The sequence below is a fragment of the Streptomyces sp. NPDC038200 genome (assembly GCF_055600785.1).
The window spans coordinates 81857-98153 of the sequence record NZ_JBVJYH010000019.1; the positions used below are offsets into that span (position 1 = coordinate 81857).

Consider the following 16297-nt stretch of genomic DNA (forward strand, 5'->3'; position numbering starts at 1 on the left):
CCTGTCACTTCTCTCAAGAAAGGTGCGGACCGGCGTGGCCGACCGTCTCATCGTCCGTGGCGCGCGCGAGCACAACCTGAAGAATGTCTCGCTCGACCTGCCTCGTGACTCGCTCATCGTCTTCACGGGCCTGTCCGGGTCGGGCAAGTCCTCCCTGGCCTTCGACACGATCTTCGCCGAGGGCCAGCGCCGTTACGTGGAGTCGCTCTCCTCGTACGCACGGCAGTTCCTCGGCCAGATGGACAAGCCCGACGTCGACTTCATCGAGGGCCTCTCTCCGGCGGTGTCCATCGACCAGAAGTCGACCTCGCGCAACCCGCGCTCGACGGTCGGCACGATCACCGAGGTCTACGACTACCTGCGTCTGCTCTTCGCGCGCATCGGCAAGCCGCACTGTCCCGAGTGCGGCCGCCCGATCTCGCGCCAGTCGCCGCAGGCCATCGTCGACAAGGTCCTGGAGCTGCCGGAGGGCAGCCGCTTCCAGGTGCTGTCCCCGCTGGTGCGCGAGCGCAAGGGCGAGTTCGTCGACCTCTTCGCCGACCTGCAGACCAAGGGCTACTCCCGCGCGCGGGTGGACGGCCAGACCGTCCAGCTGTCCGAACCGCCGACCCTGAAGAAGCAGGAGAAGCACACCATCGAGGTGGTCGTGGACCGCCTCACGGTGAAGGAGTCCGCCAAGCGCCGCCTCACCGACTCGGTGGAGACCGCCCTCGGCCTGTCCGGCGGCATGGTCGTGCTCGACTTCGTGGATCTCCCGGAGGACGACCCCGAGCGCGAGCGCATGTACTCGGAGCACCTGTACTGCCCGTACGACGACCTGTCCTTCGAGGAGCTGGAGCCCCGCTCCTTCTCCTTCAACTCGCCCTTCGGCGCCTGCCCCGAGTGCACCGGCATCGGCACGCGCATGGAGGTCGACCCGGAGCTGATCGTCCCGGACGAGGACAAGTCCCTGGACGAGGGGGCCATCCACCCCTGGTCGCACGGGCACACCAAGGACTACTTCGGCCGCTTGATCGGCGCCCTCGCCGACGCCCTCGGGTTCCGCACGGACATCCCCTTCGCGGGCCTGCCGCAGCGGGCCAAGAAGGCCCTGCTGCACGGCCACAAGACCCAGATCGAGGTGCGCTACCGCAACCGGTACGGCAGGGAGCGCGTCTACACCACGCCCTTCGAAGGCGCCGTGCCCTTCGTCAAGCGCCGGCACAGCGAGGCCGAGAGCGACGCCAGCCGCGAGCGCTTCGAGGGCTACATGCGCGAGGTGCCCTGCCCCTCCTGCGAGGGCACGCGTCTGAAGCCGATCGTCCTCGCGGTCACGATCATGGAGAAGTCGATCGCCGAGGTCTCCGCGATGTCGATCAGCGACTGCGCGGAATTCCTGGGCGAGCTGAAGCTGAACGCCCGCGACAAGAAGATCGCCGAGCGGGTGCTGAAGGAGGTCAACGAGCGGCTGCGGTTCCTGGTCGACGTCGGCCTGGACTACCTCTCGCTCAACCGCGCGGCCGGCACCCTGTCCGGCGGTGAGGCCCAGCGCATCCGTCTGGCCACCCAGATCGGCTCCGGCCTCGTCGGCGTCCTGTACGTCCTGGACGAGCCGTCCATCGGTCTGCACCAGCGGGACAACCACCGGCTGATCGAGACCCTCGTCCGCCTGCGCGACATGGGCAACACGCTCATCGTCGTCGAGCACGACGAGGACACGATCAAGGTCGCCGACTGGATCGTGGACATCGGCCCCGGCGCCGGCGAGCACGGCGGCAAGGTCGTGCACAGCGGTTCCCTGAAGGAGCTGCTGGCCAACACCGAGTCGCAGACCGGTGCCTATCTCTCGGGTCGCAGGTCGATCCCGCTGCCGGACATCCGGCGCCCCCTCGACCCCTCCCGGCAGCTGACCGTGCACGGCGCCCGCGAGAACAACCTCCAGGACATCGACGTGTCCTTCCCGCTGGGCGTGTTCACCGCCGTCACCGGCGTCTCCGGCTCCGGCAAGTCGACCCTGGTCAACGACATCCTCTACACGCACCTGGCCCGCGAGCTGAACGGCGCGCGGAACGTCCCCGGACGGCACACGCGCGTGGACGGCGACGACCTGGTCGACAAGGTCGTGCACGTCGACCAGTCGCCGATCGGCCGCACCCCGCGGTCCAACCCGGCGACCTACACCGGTGTCTTCGACCACATCCGCAAGCTGTTCGCCGAGACCACCGAGGCGAAGGTCCGGGGCTACCTGCCCGGACGCTTCTCCTTCAACGTCAAGGGCGGCCGCTGCGAGAACTGCGCGGGCGACGGCACGATCAAGATCGAGATGAACTTCCTCCCGGACGTCTACGTCCCGTGCGAGGTCTGCCACGGCGCCCGGTACAACCGGGAGACCCTGGAGGTCCACTACAAGGGCAAGTCCATCGCCGAGGTGCTGAACATGCCGATCGAGGAGGCCATGCACTTCTTCGAGGCGGTCCCGGCGATCTCCCGCCACCTCAACACGCTGAACGACGTCGGTCTCGGCTACGTCCGCCTCGGCCAGTCCGCCACCACCCTGTCCGGTGGCGAGGCGCAGCGCGTCAAGCTCGCCAGCGAACTGCAGAAGCGGTCCACCGGACGCACGGTCTACGTCCTGGACGAGCCGACCACCGGTCTGCACTTCGAGGACATCAGCAAGCTGCTCAAGGTCCTCGGCGGACTCGTCGACAAGGGCAACACGGTCATCGTCATCGAGCACAACCTCGACGTGATCAAGACCGCCGACTGGATCGTGGACATGGGCCCGGAGGGCGGCGCCGGCGGTGGCCTGGTGGTCGCCGAGGGCACACCCGAGGAGGTCGCCGGGGTTCCGGCGAGCCACACGGGCAAGTTCCTGAGGGAGATCCTCGGCGCCGACCGCGTCAGCGACGCCGGGCCGGTGAGGGCGCAGCGCGGCGGCACGACCCGGAAGGCGGCGGCCAAGTCCACGGCGAAGAAGACGGTGGCGGCCAAGTCCACGGCGAAGAAGACGGTGGCGGCCAAGTCCACGGCGAAGAAGACGGTGACGGCCAAGGCCAACAACACCGCGACCAAGAAGGCCGCCGCCAAGACCACGAAGAAGGCGACGCCCGCGAAGAAGACCACGCGGGCCCGCACGGCCTGAGACGGCCGGCCCGGAGGGCGTGGAACAACGCCCTCCGGTGCTCTCTGACACCACGTCAAACATTCGGTGCCCCGCGGGAACTTCCCGCGGGGCACCGCTCGTTCTCTCATCAGCCGGCCCGGTCCAGCGGCCCGAGAGGTCCCACCCCTGCGCCGCGGGTCCGGCCGTACCGTGTCAACAGCACAGGGAAAGCAGACCGCTCACAGCGCGGCCGACTCACCCAGTTCCGCCGCGTACGGCGGCTCGGCCCCCGCACGCGAGCAGGTGATCGCCGCCGCCCGTGCCGCGAAGCGCAGCAGCCGTGTCCAGCCCTCCGTCCCGAGGGTGGCGAGTGCTTCCGCGGACAGCGCGTCCCGGACGGCCAGTCCGTGCAGCAAGGCCGCGTTCACCGTGTCACCGGCGCCGATGGTGTCCACGACCTCGGTCTTCGCACCGGGTACGGAATGCTCCCCGCCGTCCCGGGTGAACGCGGTCAGACCGTCGCCGCCCCGCGTGACCACCACCGCCGCCGGTCCCGCGGCCAGCCACTCGCGCGGGGTGCCGCCGAGCCACGCCGCGTCCTCCTCGGACAGCTTCAGCAGCGTCACCGAGGGCAGCCAGCTTTTGAACCGCGCCCGGTAGGCGTCCGCGTCCGGGATGAGTCCCGCCCGCACATTGGGGTCGAGCGCGGTGAACACCCCGTCCGCGGCAGCGGTCCGCATCAGCTCCTCGTAGGCGCTCGCCCCCGGTTCCAGGACGAGCGAGCAGGTGCCGAAGGACACCGCGCGCGTACCGGCGGGGAGCGCGGCGGGGGCGGTGAACAGCCGGTCGGCGGTGCCGTCGACATAGAAGGAGTAGGCGGCCGAGCCGGCGGCGTCGATCGTGGCGACGGCGAGGGTCGTCGGTTCCGGCCCCCGCTGGACGCCGGACACGTCGACCCCGGCCCGCCGCAGCCCGGCGAGCAGGGCCTCACCGAAGGCGTCGTCCGACGTCCGGGAGCAGAAGGCGGTGCGGGAACCGAGCCGGCCGAGGGCCACCGCGGTGTTGTACGGGCCGCCGCCGAGCGCCGGCTTCAGGTCCGCCAGGGCACCGCGGCCCTGTGGTACCAGGTCGATCAGAGCCTCACCGGCAACGACGATCACGAGGCGGTTCCCTTCTCGGACAGCGTGGATGATGCGGGGCGCCCGGCCGCGCCGCCCGGCTCCTCCGGGCAGCCGCAGGACGTGCGGTGGACGAACGCGCACGGCAGCCGGACCGTCCGGGACGGCCGGTCCGGCTCGTCCAGCCGGTCCAGGAGCAGCCGGACGGCTTCGGTGCCCAGCTCCCGGCTGGGTTGCGCGACGGCGGTCAGCCGGGGCGAGAACAGGTCGGCCCAGGCGAAGTCGTCGAAGCAGCACAGCGCGATGTCGTCCGGCACGGACCGGCCGTCCCGGCGCAGCCCGCGCAGGGCACCGATGGTCATCGCGTTGTTGGCGGTGACGAGCGCCGTGGGCGGATCGGGCAGAGCGAGCAGGGCCGCGGTGGCCCGCTCCGCGCCGCCCGACTCGGAGTTGCCGGACACGAGGAGACGCTCGTCGTAGGCCAGACCGGCGGTGGCCAGGCCCTCCTTGTAGCCGGAGACGCGTTCTCCGGTGGTGCTGAGTCCGGGCAGTCCGGCGATGAGGCCGATCCGGCGGTGCCCCAGTCCGGTGAGGTGGCCGACCAGCAGGGCGGTCGGCGCGGTGCTCTCGGCACAGACCTGGTCGAACCATGCTGTGTCCGGGGGAGTGGCCGCATCCGCGCCGCGGCCCGGCCGACCGTCCCCCGCGCCGGGCTCGTCGATCAGCCGGTCCAGGAACACCGTGGGTACCGCGTGGCGCCGCAGGTAGCCGATGAGGTCGCGTGGCTCCGCGGACGGGGCGACGATCAGGCCGTCCACCCGGCGCTCGTGGAGCAACTGCACGACCTTGCGCTCGTGCCGGGGGTCGTCGTGCGGATCGGCGATGAGCAGGCTGTAGCCCGCCTCCAGGGCGGCGGCCTCGACACCTTGGAGGATCTCCGTGAAGTACGGGTTGCTGATGGCCGACACCGCGAGGCCGATGGAGCGGGTGCGCGAGGTCACCAGGGAACGGGCCAGGGTGTTGGGGGTGTAGCCCAGGGCGTCGACCGCGTCCAGCACGGCCTGGCGGGTGTGGGGCAGCACCGGGCGCGTGCCGTTGAGGACGTGGGAGACGGTCGCCACGGAGACCCCGGCACTCCGGGCGACATCCGTCATGGTGGCCATCGCGCTTCCTTCCCCGAGCCGGCGGGCCGACGAGCGACGGCCCGGTGGATCGTCGTCCGACCGGGCCCGAGGTGACCGCCCGCCCACCCGAGCCAGGGCCACTCGAACGCCGCTTCTCCATCCTTCAGGCCGGGACGTTATCCCATGACCGCCCGCGCGTAAACGCTTGCGCAAACGTTTACGTCCGCCCGTGCGTCCCCGGCCTCCCCGCTCCTCCCACCCGGCGCGGCCTGGCCTCCCACCCGGGTTCCACGCCGGGTTCCCCGTCGGTTCCGCTCCCGGTCCGCCCTGCCCCGCCCCGAGGCCGGTCCCTCCGCCCCGGTATCGTCGCCGTGCACACCCTTGACCAGTGGAGTCCAGATGTCCGCCCGCTCCTCCGCCAGCCGCCGTACCGTTCTTCGAGGGGCCGCCGCTGCCCCGGTCGCCGGGCTCGGCCTGGCCGCATGCTCGGCCCCCGGCGGCAGCGGTTCGGCCTCGGCCGCCCCGACCGCGCCGGTGGACCTCGGTGCCGACGGCGAGGTCGCGAAGGGCGGAGCCAAGCTCTACCGGGATCACAACGTGGTGGTCAGCCGTGACAAGGACGGCGCGCTGAAGGCGTACAGCACGATCTGCTCGCACGCGGGGTGCCCGATCAACAAGCTGCAGGGGACGACCCTGATCTGCCCCTGTCACGGCAGCCAGTTCGATGCCGTGACGGGCAAGGTGGTCCAGGCGCCGGCCACCGAGCCCCTGACCGAGCTGACGGTGAAGACCACGAACGGCAGGATCATCGCCGGTCCGGCGGACTGACCGGGCGGCGGCGGGCCGGGGAACGCGGCTCAGCGGAAGGAGAATGCGGAACCGAGCACTCGCGCTGCGGGACCGCCCACCTCCGATCCGGGACCGTGCACTCGCGATGCGTGACCGCCCACGCCCAATGCGGAACCGCACACCCCCGATCCGGGACCGCTCACTCCCAGTCCCAGGCGATCCCCACGATGCCCGGCCGGATCCGGGGCTCGACCACGTGGGCGCTGTGGTGCGGGCCGGTCACGGACAGTTCCTGGCGGCCGCCGCGCGGAGCCGCCGCCGAGTGCTGGGCGAAGCGGTGGCAGCGCACCGGCAGGGCGGCCGTGTCGAAGCGCACCTGCAGTGCGTACTGGCCGCCGGGGAAGCCGAACCGGCGGAGATACTCGCGGGACGTTCCGGCCGTGCCGTCGTCGATGCCGTAGCGGAACAGGAAGGTGTCGCCGGAGCGCAGCCGGGTGCCGAAGAGCAGCTCGGCCACGAGGACGCCGGTGTCCTGGTCCCAGCGGAGACGACCGGTGCGGCAGTTCTCCAGGGCGTGCACCGTGATGCGGCGCGGATCGCAGCCCGGGTCACCGTGGTGGACGGCGACGAAGCGGTCGACGCCGTCGCGGTGGGCCCGCACGATGTGGTGGGCCTCGCGGCTCACCAGCTCGCGCCGGGCGCCGATCCGGACGCATTCGTGATGGCCCAGGGTGTGCAGTCCACCGTCCAGGGACCAGCCGAGGTCGGCGGTGAGCCGGTCCAGGACGTCCGAGGCCTCGACCAGGGAGCGGTAGGAGCGGCCCGCCGGGCGGCCGGCCGCCGCCGGCTCGGCGGACTCGGCGAGCAGCCGGATCAGTGACTCGTCCGGCAGCTGGAGGATCTCCTCCAGCGCCCGTACGGCGCGCAGGGACTCCGGGCGCTGCGGGCGGCGGGCGCCCTGCTGCCAGTAACTGAGGCTCGTGACGCCCACCTTCACCCCATGGCGTGACAGATGGTGCTGCACACGCTGGAGCGGCAGTCCGCGTGCGGCGATGGCGGCGCGCAGCGCCACATGGAAGGGACCGCCCCGCAGGGCCGTGTCCAGTTCCGCGGTGGGGACGTCCGCGTGCTCTGTGGCATGCAGCATGCCGACGGGCCTTTCTGTGAGGTGTCGCTACGGCTGGTCAGACCGCCTGTGCGGGTGTGCGGGGCCACCCCCGTGGGCGTCGCGAACGCCCATGGCTGGGCACGCCGCGCCCGTACGCATGTGTGCACGGCCCCGAGTTCCTCCGCATTGAAGCGTGTTGACCAGAACCCGACAACACCTCGGACCCGGTCGTTCCGGACGACTGGCCGGACCCAGCCGTTCCACGCACGCCGGCCGGGGCCGGCGCGGGCTCTCGCGGGCTTCGTCCAGGGCCTCGCCGAGCAGACGGCGGCAGACGGCACGCCTCCGGCATGGCCGGAACAGGCCACCGGACGTGCCGCGCCTCCTTGGAGCCGCCTCGGAGGACACCCAGGAAGGACTCCGGAGCCCCGGACAGCACGGCGGGGATCCGGGGAGCCGCCCCGGGGACCGGGAGGCTGCCCCGGAGGGATCCGGGAGGCCGGCCGCCGCCCCGGAGGGCGCGGGCCGCCGTACGGGTGCGGGCGTTGTCCACAGGCCCGACGCGGTGTCGGTGCTCGCCAGTAGGGTGTGAGACATGGCCGACCCCTCCAGCTACCGCCCCAGGCCGGGTGAGATCCCGGACACTCCCGGGGTGTACAGGTTCCGTGACGAGCACCGCCGGGTGATCTACGTCGGAAAGGCGAAGAGCCTGCGCCAGCGCCTGGCGAACTACTTCCAGGACCTGGCGAACCTGCACCCGCGCACCCGGACGATGGTGACCACCGCCGCGTCGGTCGAGTGGACGGTGGTGTCCACGGAGGTCGAGGCGCTGCAGCTGGAGTACTCCTGGATCAAGGAGTACGACCCCCGGTTCAACGTGAAGTACCGCGACGACAAGAGCTACCCGTACCTCGCGGTCACGATGAACGAGCAGTTCCCCCGCGTGCAGGTGATGCGCGGTCACAAGAAGAAGGGCGTCCGGTACTTCGGGCCGTACGCGCACGCCTGGGCCATCCGGGACACCGTCGACCTGCTGCTGCGGGTGTTCCCGGTGCGCACCTGCTCGGCCGGCGTCTTCAAGAACGCCGCCCGCACCGGCCGGCCCTGCCTGCTCGGTTACATCGGCAAGTGCTCCGCCCCCTGTGTCGGCCGGATCACTCCCGAGGACCACCTGGAGCTGGCCGAGGAGTTCTGCGACTTCATGGCCGGCCGGACCGGCACCTACCTCCGCCGTCTGGAGAAGCAGATGATGGAGGCGGCGGAGGAGATGGAGTACGAGCGGGCGGGCCGTCTGCGCGACGACATCGAGGCCCTGAAGAAGGCCATGGAGAAGAACGCGGTCGTCCTCGCCGACGCGACCGACGCCGACCTCATCGCCGTCGCCGAGGACGAGCTGGAGGCGGCCGTGCAGATCTTCCATGTGCGCGGTGGGCGGGTCCGTGGTCAGCGCGGCTGGGTCACGGACAAGGTCGAGGAGGTCACCACCGGCGCCCTGGTCGAGCACGCCCTGCAGCAGCTCTACGGCGAGGAGAGCGGGGACGCGGTCCCCAAGGAGGTGCTGGTCCCGGCCCTGCCCGAGCCGGTGGAGCCGGTCCAGGAGTGGCTGACCGGCCGCCGGGGGGCGAACGTGTCGCTGCGCATCCCGCAGCGCGGTGACAAGAAGGCGCTCATGGAGACCGTGCAGCGCAACGCCCAGCAGGCGCTCGCGCTGCACAAGACCAAGCGCGCGTCGGACCTGACCACGCGCTCGCGTGCGCTGGAGGAGATCGCCGACGCCCTCGACCTGGACAGCGCCCCGCTGCGGATCGAGTGCTACGACATCTCGCATCTCCAGGGCGACGACGTGGTGGCCTCCATGGTCGTCTTCGAGGACGGCCTGCAGCGCAAGAGCGAGTACCGCCGCTTCCAGATCAAGGGCTTCGCCGGCCAGGACGACGTCCGCTCCATGCACGAGGTGATCACCCGCCGCTTCAGGCGCTACCTCGCCGAGAAGGAGCGGACGGGTGAGTGGACCAACGGCTCCGACGCGACCGGCTCGGGCCCTGACGTCACCGGCTCCGGCCCCGACGGCTCCGACGTCACCGGCTCCGTCACCGGCGGCTCCGGTCTCACCGGCCCGGGCACCGGCGGCTCCGGCGTCACCACCCCCGGCGCCGAGGGCCCTCTCGCCGACGGTGACGGCGCGCTCACCGGCACGGACGCGATCACCGACTCCCTCAAGGACGACGACGGCCGCCCCAAGAAGTTCGCGTACCCGCCCCAGCTGGTCGTGGTCGACGGCGGCCAGCCGCAGGTCGCGGCGGCCCGGCGCGCCCTGGACGAGCTGGGCATCGACGACATCGCCGTGTGCGGCCTCGCCAAGCGCCTGGAGGAGGTCTGGGTGCCCGGCGACGACGACCCGGTGGTCCTGCCCCGCACCAGCGAGGGCCTCTACCTGCTCCAGCGGGTCCGTGACGAGGCCCACCGGTTCGCGATCACCTACCAGCGCACCAAGCGCGCCAAGCGGTTCCGCGCGGGCCCGCTGGACGACGTCCCCGGCCTCGGCGAGACCCGCAAACAGGCGCTCATCAAGCATTTCGGCTCGGTGAAGAAGCTGCGGTCCGCCACAATCGAGCAGATCCAGGAAGTGCCCGGAATAGGCCGGAAGACGGCCGAGACCATCGCCGTGGCCCTCGCCCAGGCGGCCCCGGCCGCACCCGCCGTGAACACGGCGACCGGAGAGATCATTGAGGACGAGGAACCCGATACGACGGGGGGTTCCTCGGGGGAGCCCGTGACCGCGGGCGCCCCGGACGAACGACGGGGGCAGGAGACATGAGCGAGCACGAGACACAGCCCACGGCACAGCGAGATCAAGCGCACAACGACACGGGCGACGATGTCGTCCGGCACGACGCGGACACGGGCCAGGACAACGGAGCACAGGTGAGTACGGGCAGCGAGACGGCCGGGGTGCCGGAGACGGCCATCCCCGAGCTGGTGATCATCTCCGGCATGTCCGGAGCCGGCCGGTCCACGGCCGCGAAGTGCCTGGAGGACCTCGGCTGGTTCGTCGTGGACAACCTCCCGCCCGCCCTCATCCCCACGATGGTGGAGCTGGGCGCCCGCTCACAGGGCAACGTGGCGCGGATCGCGGTCGTGGTGGACGTGCGTGGCCGGCGTTTCTTCGACAATCTGCGAGAGTCCCTCGCCGACCTGGACACGCGGGGCGTCACCCGGCGGATCGTCTTCCTGGAGTCCTCCGACGACGCCCTGGTCCGCCGCTTCGAGTCGGTGCGCCGCCCGCACCCGCTCCAGGGCGACGGACGCATCGTGGACGGCATCGCCGCCGAGCGGGAGCTGCTGCGCGAGCTGCGCGGCGACGCCGACCTGGTGATCGACACCTCCAGCCTCAACGTGCACGAGCTGCGCGCCAAGATGGACGCCCAGTTCGCCGGCGAGGAGGAGCCCGAGCTGCGGGCCACCGTGATGTCCTTCGGCTTCAAGTACGGCCTGCCGGTCGACGCCGACCTGGTCGCGGACATGCGGTTCCTGCCCAACCCGCACTGGGTCCCGGAGCTGCGCCCGTACACCGGCCTCAACGAGGAGGTCGCCGCCTACGTCTTCAACCAGCCCGGTGCGAAGGAGTTCCTCGACCGGTACGCCGAACTGCTGCGGCTCATCGCCGCCGGGTACCGGCGCGAGGGCAAGCGCTATGTGACCATCGCCATCGGCTGTACCGGCGGCAAGCACCGCTCGGTGGCGATGTCGGAGAAGCTCGCCGCGCGGCTCGCGGCCGAGGGCGTGGAGACGGTGGTCGTGCACCGGGACATGGGACGGGAATGACGGAACGTACACCGCGGCTGAGCAGGCTCCGCCGGAGGGTGCCCGACGCGCGAGCCGGCCGCCCGGCCGAGGCCCGCGGGGCCCGTCCCCGCCGGCGTGGCGCCCAGCCCAAGGTGGTCGCGCTCGGCGGCGGCATGGGCCTGTCCGCCTCGCTCGCCGCGCTGCGCCGGATCACCGGCGACCTCACCGCCGTCGTCACCGTGGCCGACGACGGCGGCTCCAGCGGCCGGCTCCGGGACGAGCTGGGCGTGCTGCCGCCCGGTGACCTGCGCAAGGCGCTGGCCGCGCTGTGCGGCGACGACGACTGGGGCCAGACCTGGGCCCGGGTCATCCAGCACCGCTTCCAGTCCCAGGGCGATCTGCACGATCACGCGGTCGGCAATCTGCTGATCGTCGCCCTGTGGGAGCAGCTCGGCGACCATGTGCAGGCGCTGGACCTGGTCGGCAAACTGCTCGGCGCGCACGGGCGCGTGCTGCCGATGTCCGCCGTGCCGCTGGAACTGCAGGCCCTGGTCAAGGGGCACGATCCGGAGCGTCCGGAGGACGTGGACACGGTGCTCGGGCAGGCGACCGTCGCCCTGACGCCCGGCGAGGTGCAGTCGGTGCATCTCGTGCCCCACGACCCGCCGGCCGTCCCCGAGGCGGTGGCGGCGGTCCTGGACGCGGACTGGGTGGTGCTCGGCCCCGGCTCCTGGTTCTCCTCGGTGATCCCGCACCTGCTCGTCCCGGAGTTGCTGGACGCCCTCACCGAGACCAAGGCCCGCCGGGTGCTCTCCTTGAACCTCGCGCCGCAGCCGGGAGAAACCGAGGGCTTCTCCCCGCAGCGTCATTTGGAGGTTTTGGGGCGACACGCCCCTAAACTCGCCCTGGACGTGGTGCTGGCCGACGAGGCCGCCGTGCCCGACCGCGACTCGCTCACCGAGGCCGCCAAGCGGCTGGGAGCCGCGGTCGAGCTGGCGCCGGTGGCCCGGACCGACGGATCACCCCGGCACGATCCGGAGCTGTTGGCCGCCGCGTACGACCGTATTTTTCGGATGCATGGAAGGATCGGCCCATGGCGATGACGGCAGCGGTGAAGGATGAGATCTCCCGGCTCCCCGTCACCCGGACCTGCTGCAGGAAGGCGGAGGTTTCCGCCATTCTGCGGTTCGCCGGCGGCCTCCACCTGGTGAGCGGACGCATCGTGATCGAAGCGGAGCTGGACACCGCGATGGCGGCACGCCGGCTCAAGCGGGACATCCTGGAGATCTTCGGCCACAGCTCCGAGCTGATCGTGATGGCGCCCGGCGGACTGCGCCGCGGCTCGCGCTATGTCGTGCGGGTCGTGGCGGGCGGTGACCAGCTGGCCCGGCAGACGGGTCTCGTGGACGGCCGGGGCCGCCCGATCCGCGGTCTCCCCCCGCAGGTGGTCTCGGGGGCCACCTGTGACGCGGAGGCGGCCTGGCGCGGGGCCTTCCTGGCACACGGCTCGCTGACCGAGCCGGGGCGTTCCTCCTCCCTCGAGGTGACCTGCCCGGGCCCCGAGGCGGCCCTCGCGCTGGTCGGTGCCGCGCGCAGACTGTCGATCGCCGCGAAGGCCCGTGAGGTGCGCGGGGTCGACCGGGTGGTCGTCCGGGACGGCGATGCGATCGGCGCCCTGCTCACCCGGCTGGGCGCGCACGAGTCGGTGCTCGCCTGGGAGGAGCGCCGGATGCGGCGCGAGGTGCGGGCCACGGCCAACCGGCTCGCCAACTTCGACGACGCCAACCTGCGCCGCTCCGCCCGTGCCGCCGTGGCCGCCGGGGCCCGGGTCCAGCGCGCCCTGGAGATCCTGGGCGAAGAGGTTCCCGAGCACCTCGCCGCCGCCGGGCGGCTGCGCATGGAGCACAAGCAGGCCTCCCTGGAGGAGCTGGGCGCCCTCGCCGACCCGCCGCTGACGAAGGACGCGGTCGCGGGCCGTATCCGCCGTCTGCTGGCGATGGCCGACAAGCGCGCCAGCGACCTGGGCATCCCGGGCACGGAGGCGAACCTCAGCGAGGAGCTGGCGGACAACCTGGCCGGCTGACCGGCCCGCGGCCAACTCGCCGGTGCCGACGGCACCTTGGACCCGTCGGCGCCGGCCTTTCACACCCGTACCGTCCCCGTTTGCCTGTCCGTGCTGCGCTCTTGACTCGATCATCGAGTGACATGAGCCTGGCACCCTGTTCGCCGCTGTGGCGGACCACCGCTAGGGGGGTTCATGAGACACAGAGCGAGATCGATCCTCGCTGTCGGCGCGCTTCTGCTCGGCGGAGCGAGCCTTGCACCCACAGCCCAGGCACAGAGCGGAAGCCCGGCGAAGTCCGACCGGGACGACGTCAAGGTCTTCCGTGCCGACGTCACCCGGAAGCAGATCCCCCTGCTGCTCAAGGCCGGCCAGGACGGCCATGAACTCGGCGAGCGGGTGACCGGGAGCGGGAAGACCGAGGTGGAGGTCTACCTCACCGACAAGCAGGCGGCGCAACTGCGCGAGCAGGGTGTCGACCTGACCGAGCGCACCCTCTCGGCCAAGGCGGTGGCCCGGACCGAGGACGCCGCCCAGGGCGTGTTCCGCCCGTACGGCGGAAGCGGCGGGCTCAAGGCGGAGATCCTCCGGACCGCCCGGGCCCACCCCGGCCTGACCAAGGTCGAGTCCATCGGCAGGACCGTCAACGGCCAGGACATCCTCGCGCTCAAACTGACCAGGAACGCGAAGAAGTCGAAGGACGGCTCCAGGCCCGCCGTGCTGTACATGTCCAACCAGCACGCGCGCGAGTGGATCACGCCGGAGATGACCCGGCGGCTGCTCCACTACTACCTGGACCACTACCGGACCGACAAGCGCGTCAAGAAGATCGTCGACTCGACCGAGCTGTGGTTCGTGCTCTCGGCCAACCCGGACGGCTACGACTACACCTTCCAGGACCCCGGCAACCGCCTGTGGCGCAAGAACCTGCGCGACGTCAACGGCGACGGCGTCATCAGCACCGGCGACGGTGTCGACCTCAACCGCAACTTCGCCTACAAGTGGGGCTACGACGACGAGGGTTCGTCCCCCAACCCCACCAGCCAGACCTACCGCGGCGCGAGCCCCGGGTCCGAGCCCGAGACGAAGGCCCTGGACGGCTTCGAGAAGCGCATCGGCTTCGCGTACGGCATCAACTACCACTCCGCCGCCGAACTCCTGCTGTACGGCGTCGGCTGGCAGGTGGCGACGCCCACGCCCGACGACGTCCTGTACAAGGCGCTGGCCGGCACGCCCGACAACCCGGCCGTCCCCGGCTACCGTTCGCAGGTCTCCTCGGAGCTGTACACCACCAACGGCGAGGCGGACGGCCACGCGTCGAACGTCAACGGGATGGCGATGTTCACCCCGGAGATGTCGACCTGCGAGACCGCGTCCGACCTCGACCCGAACGACGCCTGGAAGAGCCAGGACTGCCGGTCGGTCTTCAACTTCCCCGACGACGAGAAGCTGATCCAGCAGGAGTTCGCCAAGAACGTCCCGTTCGCGCTCTCCGTCGCCGAGACCGCCGCGCACCCCGACAAGCCGGCCTCCTCGGTCGGCCTGGAGGCCGCCGACTTCACCCCGGCCGCGTTCGGCACGTCGTACTCCCGGGGCGCGGACCAGGAGGTCTCGGTCGTCGCCCGCAAGGCCGTCCGGGACAAGGAGCTGAAGTACCGCGTCAACGGCGGCCGTACGCTCGACCAGGCGCTGAAGCCCTGGAAGGGCGGAGGGACCTACGGCGGCGAGGACGATCTCTACTTCGACGAGTACCGGGCGAAGGTGCAGGACGGCGAGCCGGGCGACCAGGTCGAGGTGTGGTTCACCGGTGAGACCAGGAGCGGGAAGAAGGTCTCCAGCACCCACTTCACCTACACCGTCGCGAAGCGGCCGAAGGCGGACACCCTGCTGGTCGCCGAGGAGGGTACGGCAGCCACGCAGGCGCGGACGTACGCGGACGCGCTGAAGGCCGCCGGGCACAAAGCCCTCGTCTGGGACGTGGCCACGCAGGGCGCCCCCGACGCGCTCGGCGTGCTGGGGCACTTCCGGACGGTGGTGCACTACTCCGGCGCGAACGGCCCCGGCAACGCCACCCAGCTCCGGCTGCGCGCCTACCTCAACGAGGGCGGGCGGCTGATCGAGGCCGGCGAGCTGGCGGGCGGCACCGTCGACCTCGGCGACGGCACCCCGTCGGACGACTTCAGCCAGTACTACCTGGGCGCCTACAGCCGTACGTCGACCAAGGGGGCCACCGGGTTCACCGGCTCCGGCGCGCTCGACGGCTTCACCGGCGCCCTCGGCGACGCGCCCGGCAACCCGCTGGACAAGGCCGGTACCTACGGCGTCACCTCCGACGAACTGCCGGCTGCCACCTACCCGCAGTTCGAGAGCGCGGGCGCGGGCGCCTTCGCCGGGACCGTCAACCCGTACGGGCCGTACACGGGGACGGCCATGGCCGCGGCCGTGCACACCGACGACGCCTACAAGCGCCTCACCCGCACCATCGACCTCAGTGGTGTCGCCGCGGCCGACAGGCCGGCCCTGAGCACCCGGCTGCTGTGGGACACCGAGCCCGGGTACGACCACGCGGTGGTCGAGGCGCACACCGTGGGTGCCGACGACTGGACGACCCTGCCGGAGGCCGGCGGAGCCACGAGGACGGCCGTGCCCGCGGACTGCGGCGCCGGATTCCTGATCGGCGAGCACCCGTGGCTGAAGCACTACCTGACGTCGGCCGGCAACGCCTGCACCGCGACCGGGACCACCGGCACCTGGAACAGCCTCACCGGCAGCTCCGGCGGCTGGCAGCAGGTGAGCTTCGACCTGAGCGCGTATGCCGGCCGGTCCGTCGAGGTCTCGATCAGCTACGTCACCGACCCCGGCAGCGGCGGGCACGGTGTCCTCGCCGACGACGCCTCGCTGGTCGTCGGCGGCGACGCGAAGGAGACCGAGGGCTTCGAGTCGTCCCTGGGCGCGTGGCGGGCGGCCGGAGCGCCCGCGGGCAGCCCGGCGGTCCTGAAGGACTGGGCGCGCACCGGGACCCTGTTCCAGACCTATGGAGCGGTCGCCACGGACGACACCGTGCTGCTCGGTTTCGGCCTGGAACAGGTGGCGTCGGCGGCCGACCGGACCGCCCTGTTGAGAAAGGCGTTCGCCTCACTCGACAGGTGAGCGGAACCCCCTCTCAACGGTGCACGGATGAGGCACTCATCAAGTGAGCCGACCCGCTCACGAACGAGTGAAAAAAGC

Annotated in this window: 10 protein-coding genes; 7 read left to right on the forward strand and 3 right to left on the reverse strand. The window is 71.5% G+C overall.

Annotation, left to right across the window (positions count from 1 at the left end; all coding sequences use genetic code 11):
- The first annotated feature begins 34 nt into the window (after window positions 1-34).
- The gene (uvrA, locus tag ACZ7KF_RS31435; RefSeq protein WP_471082524.1) at window positions 35-3121 is read left to right on the forward strand and encodes an excinuclease ABC subunit UvrA; all 3087 of its coding nucleotides are present in this window, start codon (window positions 35-37) and stop codon (window positions 3119-3121) included.
- A 200-nt stretch (window positions 3122-3321) separates the two neighbouring features.
- On the opposite strand, the gene ACZ7KF_RS31440 is transcribed toward uvrA, so the two are convergent.
- Window positions 3322-4242, reverse strand: a complete 921-nt coding sequence (locus ACZ7KF_RS31440) for a carbohydrate kinase family protein (RefSeq protein ID WP_471082527.1) — start codon at window positions 4240-4242, stop codon at window positions 3322-3324.
- Window positions 4239-5363 carry a LacI family DNA-binding transcriptional regulator gene (locus ACZ7KF_RS31445; RefSeq protein ID WP_471082530.1) on the reverse strand — a complete coding sequence of 375 codons (1125 nt, stop codon included), beginning with the start codon at window positions 5361-5363 and terminating at the stop codon, window positions 4239-4241. Before ACZ7KF_RS31445 ends, ACZ7KF_RS31440 begins: the two co-directional genes overlap by 4 nt.
- Window positions 5364-5723: 360 nt before the next feature.
- On the opposite strand from ACZ7KF_RS31445, the gene ACZ7KF_RS31450 reads away from it, so the two are divergent.
- On the forward strand, window positions 5724-6152 hold the full coding sequence (locus ACZ7KF_RS31450) for a Rieske (2Fe-2S) protein (RefSeq protein ID WP_471082807.1): 429 nt from the start codon (window positions 5724-5726) through the stop codon (window positions 6150-6152).
- Window positions 6153-6312: 160 nt separating this feature from the next.
- Here the strand turns inward: ACZ7KF_RS31450 and ACZ7KF_RS31455 are convergent, their stop codons facing one another.
- Complete coding sequence (locus ACZ7KF_RS31455; protein WP_471082533.1) at window positions 6313-7260, reverse strand: hypothetical protein; 948 nt, start codon at window positions 7258-7260, stop codon at window positions 6313-6315.
- Window positions 7261-7816: 556 nt separating this feature from the next.
- Between ACZ7KF_RS31455 and uvrC the strand changes: the two genes are divergently transcribed.
- The 5 genes from uvrC to ACZ7KF_RS31480 all read left to right on the forward strand — a co-directional run bounded on the left by uvrC (window position 7817) and on the right by ACZ7KF_RS31480 (window position 16219).
- Window positions 7817-10039 (forward strand): excinuclease ABC subunit UvrC, encoded by a 2223-nt coding sequence (gene uvrC, locus ACZ7KF_RS31460; RefSeq protein ID WP_471082536.1) that lies wholly within the window; start codon window positions 7817-7819, stop codon window positions 10037-10039.
- On the forward strand, window positions 10036-11046 hold the full coding sequence (rapZ, locus tag ACZ7KF_RS31465; RefSeq protein ID WP_471082539.1) for an RNase adapter RapZ: 1011 nt from the start codon (window positions 10036-10038) through the stop codon (window positions 11044-11046). Before uvrC ends, rapZ begins: the two co-directional genes overlap by 4 nt.
- Window positions 11043-12110, forward strand: coding sequence for a gluconeogenesis factor YvcK family protein (locus tag ACZ7KF_RS31470; RefSeq protein WP_471082542.1), 1068 nt, complete (start codon window positions 11043-11045; stop codon window positions 12108-12110). The genes rapZ and ACZ7KF_RS31470 overlap by 4 nt, the downstream gene beginning before the upstream one ends.
- Window positions 12101-13090, forward strand: a complete 990-nt coding sequence (whiA, locus tag ACZ7KF_RS31475) for a DNA-binding protein WhiA (protein ID WP_061919442.1) — start codon at window positions 12101-12103, stop codon at window positions 13088-13090. Before ACZ7KF_RS31470 ends, whiA begins: the two co-directional genes overlap by 10 nt.
- Window positions 13091-13264: 174 nt before the next feature.
- On the forward strand, window positions 13265-16219 hold the full coding sequence (locus tag ACZ7KF_RS31480) for a M14 family metallopeptidase (protein WP_471082545.1): 2955 nt from the start codon (window positions 13265-13267) through the stop codon (window positions 16217-16219).
- The last annotated feature ends 78 nt before the right edge of the window (window positions 16220-16297 follow it).

What these genes read in the sequence shown, in the direction of transcription:
- ACZ7KF_RS31445 (WP_471082530.1), bottom strand. Translation starts at nt 5,363, where the DNA reads ATGGCCACCATGACGGATGTCGCCCGGAGTGCCGGGGTCTCCGTGGCG.
- ACZ7KF_RS31450 (WP_471082807.1), top strand. Translation starts at nt 5,724, where the DNA reads ATGTCCGCCCGCTCCTCCGCCAGCCGCCGTACCGTTCTTCGAGGGGCC.
- ACZ7KF_RS31455 (WP_471082533.1), bottom strand. Translation starts at nt 7,260, where the DNA reads ATGCTGCATGCCACAGAGCACGCGGACGTCCCCACCGCGGAACTGGAC.
- uvrC (WP_471082536.1), top strand. Translation starts at nt 7,817, where the DNA reads ATGGCCGACCCCTCCAGCTACCGCCCCAGGCCGGGTGAGATCCCGGAC.
- rapZ (WP_471082539.1), top strand. Translation starts at nt 10,036, where the DNA reads ATGAGCGAGCACGAGACACAGCCCACGGCACAGCGAGATCAAGCGCAC.
- ACZ7KF_RS31470 (WP_471082542.1), top strand. Translation starts at nt 11,043, where the DNA reads ATGACGGAACGTACACCGCGGCTGAGCAGGCTCCGCCGGAGGGTGCCC.
- whiA (WP_061919442.1), top strand. Translation starts at nt 12,101, where the DNA reads ATGGCGATGACGGCAGCGGTGAAGGATGAGATCTCCCGGCTCCCCGTC.
- ACZ7KF_RS31480 (WP_471082545.1), top strand. Translation starts at nt 13,265, where the DNA reads ATGAGACACAGAGCGAGATCGATCCTCGCTGTCGGCGCGCTTCTGCTC.